The organism is Bacillus sp. JJ1127, assembly GCF_036965845.1.
Classification (GTDB): Bacteria; Bacillota; Bacilli; order Bacillales; family Bacillaceae_G; genus Bacillus_A.
The window spans coordinates 1-9,265 of the sequence record NZ_JBALQK010000166.1 but is presented as its reverse complement, the minus strand read 5'-3'; the positions used below and the strand labels follow the sequence as shown (position 1 = coordinate 9,265).

Annotated in this window: 8 protein-coding genes and 2 pseudogenes; all 10 read left to right on the top strand. The window is 33.2% G+C overall.

The genetic code is table 11. From position 1 onward, the window contains the following. Positions 1-265 (top strand): Imm47 family immunity protein (gene imm47 / locus V7183_RS16750; RefSeq protein WP_335360225.1); only part of this gene is annotated, 265 nt, incomplete at its 5' end. Positions 266-269: 4 nt separating this feature from the next. Next, positions 270-401, top strand: a pseudogene (locus V7183_RS16745) (HNH endonuclease); the annotation flags it as partial. A gap of 15 nt (positions 402-416) precedes the next feature. Beyond that, on the top strand, positions 417-884 hold the full coding sequence (locus V7183_RS16740) for a DUF2004 domain-containing protein (RefSeq protein ID WP_097899758.1): 468 nt from the start codon (positions 417-419) through the stop codon (positions 882-884). Positions 885-1,014: 130 nt separating this feature from the next. Further along, entirely contained in the window at positions 1,015-1,521 is a 507-nt protein-coding gene (locus tag V7183_RS16735; protein ID WP_230322551.1) for a hypothetical protein, read from the top strand. 488 nt (positions 1,522-2,009) lie between these two features. Next, on the top strand, positions 2,010-4,163 hold the full coding sequence (locus V7183_RS16730) for a penicillin-binding protein (RefSeq protein WP_335360224.1): 2,154 nt from the start codon (positions 2,010-2,012) through the stop codon (positions 4,161-4,163). 192 nt (positions 4,164-4,355) lie between these two features. Continuing rightward, positions 4,356-4,952, top strand: a complete 597-nt coding sequence (locus V7183_RS16725) for a TetR/AcrR family transcriptional regulator (RefSeq protein ID WP_335360223.1) — start codon at positions 4,356-4,358, stop codon at positions 4,950-4,952. Between the two features lie 49 nt (positions 4,953-5,001). Further along, entirely contained in the window at positions 5,002-5,691 is a 690-nt protein-coding gene (locus tag V7183_RS16720) for an SGNH/GDSL hydrolase family protein (protein WP_335360222.1), read from the top strand. Positions 5,692-5,763: 72 nt separating this feature from the next. Next, positions 5,764-5,913: pseudogene (locus V7183_RS16715) on the top strand (SDR family NAD(P)-dependent oxidoreductase); the annotation flags it as partial. A 586-nt stretch (positions 5,914-6,499) separates the two neighbouring features. Further along, positions 6,500-7,285, top strand: a complete 786-nt coding sequence (locus V7183_RS16710) for an enoyl-CoA hydratase/isomerase family protein (protein ID WP_335360221.1) — start codon at positions 6,500-6,502, stop codon at positions 7,283-7,285. Positions 7,286-7,566: 281 nt separating this feature from the next. Next, on the top strand, positions 7,567-7,881 hold the full coding sequence (locus tag V7183_RS16705; protein WP_335360220.1) for a DUF3892 domain-containing protein: 315 nt from the start codon (positions 7,567-7,569) through the stop codon (positions 7,879-7,881). Positions 7,882-9,265 lie beyond the last annotated feature (1,384 nt).

Here is a 9,265-nt window from a genome sequence, read left to right as displayed (position 1 = left end):
CTATGATAACGATCTGTCATTTCCTGGGGACTTGGTAAAGGAATTAATTCCGAGAGTAATGATTTCTTTAAGAGACAAAAAAACATTTGATATGGTTACAATTCCATCTATTTTATCTATTTGGAGTGGACTTAAATGTCCTGTACAATATGGAACAATAATAACTGATGAAAAATACAGAGAGTTGATGTTATATATTGATTCTTTAACAAAAAAAGAATGGAAGATTGGTGAAAAATATTTTTATGGGCATTTAGTTGTGTGAATATACATGGTATGAATGTAACGATGGAAATACAATGCGATTGGTTCCTAGTATGAATGATAAACCTAGACACCTTGGTGGAGTTGGTGGGATAAACGCAGGAGCCTTTGAGCCTGAAGGATTTGCAAATAAATAATAAGGGGATTTTAAAATGACAATAAATGATGAAGTTTTTGGGGAACTTGACTATATGTATGGATGGGTTAGGTACACTACCATTGAGTTTTGTGGAAAGGAAGCTGAGATAGCGTTAATGGTAGATGGTGAAGAAGATGGTAAATTTGATAAAGAACAATATGAATCATATACTTCAGTCATACAAAATTGGGAGCAACTGCACCAAAGCTTTTTGCAGCCTATTTTAGATTATTACAAACAAAAAAGGCATGAACTCGGTTATGATATTGAATTCAATGAAAATTATCCTTTAATTGAAACAACCGAACAACTACTTGAAATGATAAGTTTAGTTGGAATTACTGTTCCATATGCAGGAATTTTTGAAGGGCGAGGAATTGGACTAACCTTCGACTGTACATGGGATATGGAAAATGGATTAGGACTTTGTCTTATAAATGAAAAAGTAACTGAAGTGGGCTATCAGGATGTTGCGATCTGAATATGGTAGAGCGATATAAAGATAGCTTAGAGTTTCTTTTAAAATATGAAATGGATGAAGAAAAAAAGACGCCCAATTATATTATGTGTAAAGAGTTTTAATTTATATTGAAATTTAAATGAATCATGAGGTGAATGAATTGCTTACAAAAGATACATACATTAGCTCGGTACAAGAAAATCTTGAAAAAAATTCAGAAAGATTGATTCATAATATAAGAGAAATTCTTAAATTTAATTATTATAGTAAAATAGAGTTAGTAGATTTTATGATTTTTATCGGATCGTTTGACCTTTCTATCATGATGTTTTCTATGAATAGAGAAGCAAGTGAAGTTTTTTACGAAGGAAACGATAGCAGTGTTTTTGCAGGAAGTCATGAATTACTCGAACGCATATCATATTATAACCTTTCTTATGATAAGTCAGACGAGTTTTGGGAGTTTTATGAACAGAATGATGAGATCATATCGGAAGATGAGGGGAAAATCCTTGTGGAATGGTTTGTTGATTGCTGGAATAAAGCAAACGGAGGAAGTATAAAATTACCTGCTTATTGTGGTTTCCACGATACCAATCAATCATTTGACTTACAGAAAAATACATGGGTTTCTGATGAGGAAAAGTGGTGTGATTAAAACTCAAAAGATAACCGCCTGTTTTTTACTGACTAGTGTATGGAGTGAATAGGAAATAAAAAACTGTTTAATTTTTTCAAACAGCCTTTCTTAGGTAAAGTATATATAAAGTCTTGTAAGTCTTTTGCTCAGTCGAAAAATGAAAGTAAGAATATATGACATACTACAATCATTATAGATATCAATAGAATTTAAAGAAGGTGAGTCCTGTTGGAAATCATCTTCTTTATATTGCGCAACTTTTTTCAAAATGTCCTTTACAAAGAGGACATTTCAAAATAGGTTCCTTCTTTAGGGGAATATTTAATTTCACGCATCGTTATTTAATGGAAATATAAAAGAACAAATGAATCGTCTACATTGCATGATTCTTATTGCTTTAGAGGAATTCATAAAAAAACTTCGAAAAATATATTATTGCAACTAATAAGAATAAAGTTAGTACCACGTCTTTACTATTAATAGATTGTAAAAGAAAGGAGCAGAATATGCATAAGATTCAGACAAACAAAGGCGCTGGATATATGATGATTTTATTTATTTTTTTATTTCTCATCATGATATTACGCTTTTTTTTTATCCAGGCAGTAGGAGTCGTGCATAATGTTAATGTGAAGGATTTTGCGAATGAACAACATAATAAAAATGGTGCTTTAGAAGCTAATCGTGGTACGATTTATGACCAAAACGGAAAAGTGCTAGTTCAAGATTCAACAACATATCGTATCGTTGTAAATTTAAAAGGAAAAGATAAAGTTAAAAATAAAGAAGAAACTGCTCAAAGTTTAGCAGATGTACTTGAAATTGATAAAGATGAAGTCATTAAGTATTTTCACGAAGGGCCTACGCAAGTTGAAATCGGGAAGGTTGGAAGGGATTTATCTAGAGAAACAAAAGACAAAATTAAAGATTTAAAGATACCAGGTGTATCTTTTATAACGGAAAAAGCTAGAGTATATCCTAATGAAGATTTCGCATCGTATATACTTGGATTTGCAAGACCAGATGATAAGGGAAATGCTGAAGGTAAGTTTGGTCTCGAAAAAAGTCTCGATAAGTATTTACGTGCTACGAATGGTAGTGTTTCATATGTAGGATCACGAAAAGGGATTCCGCTTACAAATAATATAGAACAGGTGGAACCCGCTCGAAATGGAAATAATGTGTATCTTACGTTAGATAAACAAATTCAAAGTTTTTTAGAAGAAGCAATGAATACTGCAACAAAGCATTATGATCCTTCTATGCTAGTAGGCATTATCGCAAATCCAAAAACAGGGGGAATTTTAGCGATGTCCAGTAAACCTAGTTATAATCCGAATAAAGGAGATATTGAATATTTCTTAAATGATCCGATTGCAAATGCATATGAACCTGGATCTACAATGAAAATTTTCACATTAGCTGCCGCGATCAATGAAGGCGTTTATGATGGTAATCAATATTATCAATCTGGGAAATATGAGGTAGGATCAGCGGAAATTAAAGACCATAATAGTGGTTATGGATGGGGGTCCATTACATTTGATGAAGGTTTTGAACGATCGTCAAATGTTGCTTTTTCTATTTTAGAAGACCAACTACTAAAGCCAAATAACTTCAAGAAATACATAAATAAATTTGGTTTTAATCAAAAAACAGGGATAGACTTACCTGGAGAAAGCAAGAATAAACTATTATTAGATACGCAAATTCAACAAGTTACAACTGCTTTTGGACAAGGATCCACTGTCACTCCGATTCAATTAATACAAGCTGCTACTGCGATAGCTAACGATGGGAAAATAATGAAGCCTTATATTATCGATAAAATTGTAAATCCAATAGATAATCAAGTGATTATGGAAAATCAACCTAAAGAAATTGGAAATCCAGTTACAAAAGAAACCGCGGAGAAAGTAAGAAGCTTAATGGAACGTGTTATCACTTCATCAAAAGGTACTGGAACGATGTATAAAGTGGACGGTTATCCGATTGGTGGTAAAACAGGAACAGCACAAATTCCGAATCCTGAAAATGGCCGATATATGGAAGGGAAAGAAAATTATATTTTTTCATTTTTAGGAATGGCTCCAATTGATAATCCACAATTAGTAATATATTTAGCCATTAAACAGCCTAAATTAAAAGGTAATGAATATGGCGCCCAACCCCTCGCGGAAATTTTCAAACCAGTTATTAAAAATAGTTTAGAATACTTAAAAGTGAAACCATATACAGAAAAGCAAATAGCAGATGCTACAAAGCAATCTGAAGTGAAACTACAAAATTATGTAAATCAACCGATGGATACAGCAAAAAGCATGACAGAAAAAGCGAAACTCCATCCGATAGTATTAGGGGAAGGAGAAATAATAAAACAATATCCAGAGGCCGGTGATGTAACTAGTAAAGGAGACCGTATTTTTCTAGTAGGCAGTAACGTGAAAATGCCTAACCTTAAAGGCTGGGCAATGCGTGATGTTATGTATTTATCTAAAATATTGAAGTTAGATTTAAAAACGACGGGTACGGGATATGTAACTAGTCAAAGTATAGAAAAAGGAAAAGATTTACAAGAAGGAGAAACCATAAAGATAGAGTTAGAACCTCCATTAGAACCGTTAATGGAAGCACAAACAAACTTAAGCAGAAACTCGTAAAGGGCCTATAGAAATAGGCTCTATTTTTTTGCGAAATATTCAATTTCACGCACCGCATCTTATATGAAAAATCAAACTAAAAACAGTATCCACATATTTTTACTTGTCAGTTGCTAAAAAACAATTTCTTTCATATATTTAAATTAGAACAATCGTTCAATTCTGAAAATTAAGAGGTGAAAGGAGTAAATTTTGAATAAAAGACGATATGATGGTGAGTTAGCCAAACAAATAATAGCTGAAAAAGCTGCAGAATTCTTTTCTTTAAAAGGATATACAAAAACCTCAATTGAAGACATCGCAAAAGCTTCTGGCTACAGTAAAGGACATATTTATTATCATTATAAAAATAAAGAAAGTTTATTTGTTCATTTAGCAAAAAAAAGCATGCAACAATGGTATGAGAAGTGGAAAACAGCAGAAAAAAATTACCCCAATGCTTCCAAAAAATTATATGGGATGGCCCGGCATGTGCTATACAATTATAAAACGCCTTTATTGAGGGCAGGACAAGAACTTGCGGCTGATCCAAATACAAATCCCTCTATCGTTCAGCAACTATATGGTTTAGCTGTTGTCCCCTTAACTGCATATCAACAAATTTTAGAAGAAGGCTTGAAAAGTGGTGAATTTTCAATAGAAAACGTTGAAAGCTCAAGTATTTTATTAGGATCATGGTTAGGTGGATTATGTCAATTTATCCACACAGTTGAAACAGAAAAATTAGAACCATTATTTGAAGAAGCTATTACGATTTTCTTACTATCTATCTCAAAAGAAAGTGTCTAATACTCTTTGTCTTTTATTTCATTTACATGTAGAAAAGGAGGCATGTGAAATGCAAATAGGATTATATGGAGATAGTTTAACCGAAGGAAGACCAGGCGTTTCATTTTATAACATATTAAGTGAGCAATTTCCCAATGATACACTATACAATTTAGGGAAACCCGGTGAAACAGTTATAAGCTTAACAAATCGAATTAGCAATCAAAAACAAAATGATGTTTTTGATATTTCTTTTTTATGGATTGGTGTAAATGATATTTACGCAAAACTTTTAAAGGTAAAAGCAAATCCTATCGCATCAAATCAAGAAGAATTTCAAGAGCGTTATAAAATACTGCTCGAGAAAATTCTCAAACAATCAAAAAGAGTCATTGTAGTATCCCCTACTATAATTGGAGAAAACATAAATAATGAGTGGAATAAACAAATATATGAATTTGGAACAGTTATTTCTGTATTATCACAACAATATGAAAATGTAGTATATCTTAATTTATATAAAGAGTTTATTTCAATCCTCGAAAATTACGATACCTCTGAATATATAACAACAAATTCACTGAGAGTAATGTGGGAAGCTTTATTCTTGAAAAAACAAGAGAAAATTGATCGTATATCACAAAAGCGCGGCCTATATTTGACTTTAGACGGAGTACATCTAAATAGCAAAGGAGCGGAATTAGTTGCCGACCACTATGCCCAAATCATTCGTATGACAAAGAATTTTATATTGTGCTAATTAGAACGATTGTTCAATTTCTTAGATTCATCCGTACACACCATGTATTTTCAAAAAACAGGGGGGTTCAAGATGTCTAAGCAAAAAGTTGCAATTGTTACTGGTGGGGCTTCTGGTATCGGGCGGTCTTTGGCTATACAATTATCCAATAAAGATGTATTTGTTATTATTGCTGATATTAATGAAACAGATGGGGAAGCAGTTGTAAATTGTATAAAAAATTAATGCGTGTCGTTTGTCGGATTGGTCGTAAAGCGAAAATTAATTCGGAACAGACTGTCTGATTATTCTTTTTATTCATTTGCAACAAGAAGTCCTTGTGATAGTATGGATAAAATTATATGTGATGAAGAGAAGAGTAAATAAAATGAATTTTTCACAGAGAGCTCGATTAGCTGAAAAGGGGTTGAACCAAGCCTCTGAGCAGCGTATCGGAACCTTTTTAAATTGGACTGTTTGTAATAAAATTGCACTGTTTTAAAAAAAGAAAAACTGAAATCCTGATTTAATACAGGAGAGATTTCAGTTTTTCTTATTGTACTAACGGTCAGTTTAATTCAAGAAGGAGATATCCAAAAATTAAGGGTGAATAGATGACATGAACAAAAAAGAGATTATAAGAATTTCATAAAAATGAATAATGGTGGTTCTCCAGAAAAGAACTCTTTTATTTGTAATCTATGGATGAATAAAAAAATGTTTTTGTATTAGTTGGTATATTCTGAATATATATGCTTATGAGTGAGTAATTAGCGGGAACAAGATTGGTAAGCTTTTGTTGGTACACTGAAATATAGGAGGGAATAAGATGTTAAATAAAGATGTCGTTCTCTACACTGAAGAAAATGGAATCGCAAGAATTACTCTAAACAGACCGGAAGCACTAAATGCATTAAACAAAGATGTACTTGAACAACTTTCATCCATTTTGGACAGGGTTAAAACTGATTCAAGTGTAAAGGCAGTGATAATTACTGGTGCCGGGAAAAAGGCATTTTCCGCAGGAGCGGACATTCAGTTTCTCAATAAAGTCACTCCTCTGGAAGTAAGAGATTTAGCTCAGCTGGCTGTTACGGTTACTAATAAAGTCGAGTCATTGGGAAAAGTGGTTGTTGCTGCTATTAACGGCTTCGCATTAGGAGGCGGGCTAGAATTAGCTGAATCCTGTGCGCTCCGTGTTGTTGCTAATCATGCTAGATTAGGACATCCTGAAGTCCGTATTGGAGCTGTTGCCGGTTTTGGGGGAACTACAAGACTTCCCAGACTTATTGGTAAAGGACGTGCTGCAGAACTGTTGCTCACTGGAAACGCGATAAGCGCAGATGAAGCTTATAGAATAGGACTGGTTAATAGAATTGTTGAACCTGATAAGTTACTATCAGAAGCAGAAACTCTTATCCTAGAAATTCTGTCTCAGGCTCCTATCGCAGTAAAAATGACTTGGGAGGCAATTCATCGGGGGTGTAATCTAACTTTAGAAGAGTCCGCGCTTCTCGGTGCAGATTATTTCGGTTTGATAGCGTCCACAGAGGACTTCAGGGAAGGAGCTAAATCATTTTTAGAAAAGACTCAACCATCATTTAGAGGAAGATAGTTAATCGAACCCATCATTTGTACCAACCTAGAGGGTGCTTATCTCGAATAAGATTTAGTCAATGATCTTCAAAAATAGGGCGCAATTCTGTCGCAAGAATTGTGCTCGATCTTTATGTATTGAGCAACTATGTTGAATAAGAGCTGAAAAGCTGGGTTAGGTTCGCATTTATGAAATGGAAGTATGAAAAACTGTAAAGACAATACATTTTGTTAAGGAGCATGGTACATAAAACTAATAGCTTCCGAACATACTAATAAAATGTTTTGGAGGTGGGTTTTATGGATAAAAAAGACTTTCAAAAAATTTATAATGAATACTTACAGCATGGGGAAGACCAAGCTCAATTGGAAGTAGTTGAGGAAGTCGATTCAGGAGTAGAAAAAATTGTTGCAGTTCGTAAAAATGATGAGGATGATATTATTGCTTTTAAAACAAGTAGTGGAAGAGAATTGGATTATATTACTGCTCTTGATGAAGCAAAATCAGGGAAGTTAGCTCATGTGGACGTATTTCATAAGTATGGCAGGGATATTATACGTAGTGAACCTGATGGTATTAAAGAAAATAACTTAGATAACTTACCTTCTTTTTAATCGGGTAAATCCCAAGAAGAGAATATTAATTTGGATATTCTCTTTTTTACTTTACTAATTTACTGTGATCTTCGTCAACTTGCTGTAAGAAAACCGTTAGTTATTCAATTATAGGGCGCGATTGTGGAGCAATACAGGTAGAGAATGATTAAACTTTTTTATTTATCGTAAAACTTGGGATTGCGAGGTATTTTTGATCAAACTTTATTTCAAAGCAACATGAGAGTTATGAAGAATACGAATTTAACAGAAAAAATTGAAATTAAAGGATTGTATAGAGCTAAAGAGTTGTTAGAAGCATTGAACAACCTTGAATTAGAGGTAGTTTTACATTCAGTTAATCAAGACAAGTATAAAGATAGATGAACCATAAACAACAGCGTGATGAATACGAACGAAAGAAGATTATCGAAATTATACAGGATTTAAAAGCTAGGGGCGTACATAACAGTGCAGAAACAGTTGCCTTCATCACTTTGAGTTTATAACTCTAGAAAAATAGAGCAAATAAAAAGCCCTAGAGGGGGACTCTAGAGCTAATAACAGGGTAATAATAAAGACAAATGGTAGGGAATGACTTCCTTAGATATAAAAAGTTTAACATATAACTCGTAAAAATTTTATATACAGATTTTACGAAAATATGAACATATGATAGGCTGATGTGCTTATCATTTAAGGACAAAAAGAGCCCTGAGGGAGTCGGGGTTCAGGGCTCTAAAGTAAGGGTATTGTCGAATTGTCGAATCGACATCGTAATAATATCATGAATTTATTGGTAAAGGACCTGGTAAATGTGTCCAAATAAAAAGCTCTAGAGCTGGACGGGCTCTAGAGCAACTAACAAGGTGTTGCAAAAAGACAAACTATAATGAATGACTTCTTGGAATGTAATCAGTTTAACATAAAAATTAATAAAATTCTATATTTAGATTTAATGAAATTATACATATATGACAAGCTACTGTGCCTGTCATCATGATCGGGAGCATACACACCCACTTCTCATATCATCAAAACAAAATAAAAAGAGCTGATTATCCCTAATCAGCTCTGGGAGAAACAAATTTTACGCAGTGTTGTGAAAAGAGGAAGAAGTAAAAAATTAAATCATTTTAGAAATTATGTGTGAGTTTCTACCACCAAAAGAACTTTTAATTCGTTTCTTTGAAACATCTTTTAAAACCATAGAACAAAATCCATTTTTACAAAGTCTTTATCGAAGAGGTGAATATGATCGAATATTTATCAGAGGGTCTAACAAAACATAAAGGGTAAATTTCATTTATTATAAAATTGCTGCTTCAGTTTTCACTTACATAAAAATTATGATTCAGAGATGAGGTTCCGCCACATCGCTATCAAGTTAAGAAATACATTCTTC

Bases quoted from the DNA above. Each gene is read 5' to 3' on its own strand.
- V7183_RS16710 (WP_335360221.1), top strand. From the start codon at position 6,500: ATGTTAAATAAAGATGTCGTTCTCTACACTGAAGAAAATGGAATCGCA.
- V7183_RS16720 (WP_335360222.1), top strand. From the start codon at position 5,002: ATGCAAATAGGATTATATGGAGATAGTTTAACCGAAGGAAGACCAGGC.
- V7183_RS16740 (WP_097899758.1), top strand. From the start codon at position 417: ATGACAATAAATGATGAAGTTTTTGGGGAACTTGACTATATGTATGGA.
- V7183_RS16705 (WP_335360220.1), top strand. From the start codon at position 7,567: ATGGATAAAAAAGACTTTCAAAAAATTTATAATGAATACTTACAGCAT.
- V7183_RS16730 (WP_335360224.1), top strand. From the start codon at position 2,010: ATGCATAAGATTCAGACAAACAAAGGCGCTGGATATATGATGATTTTA.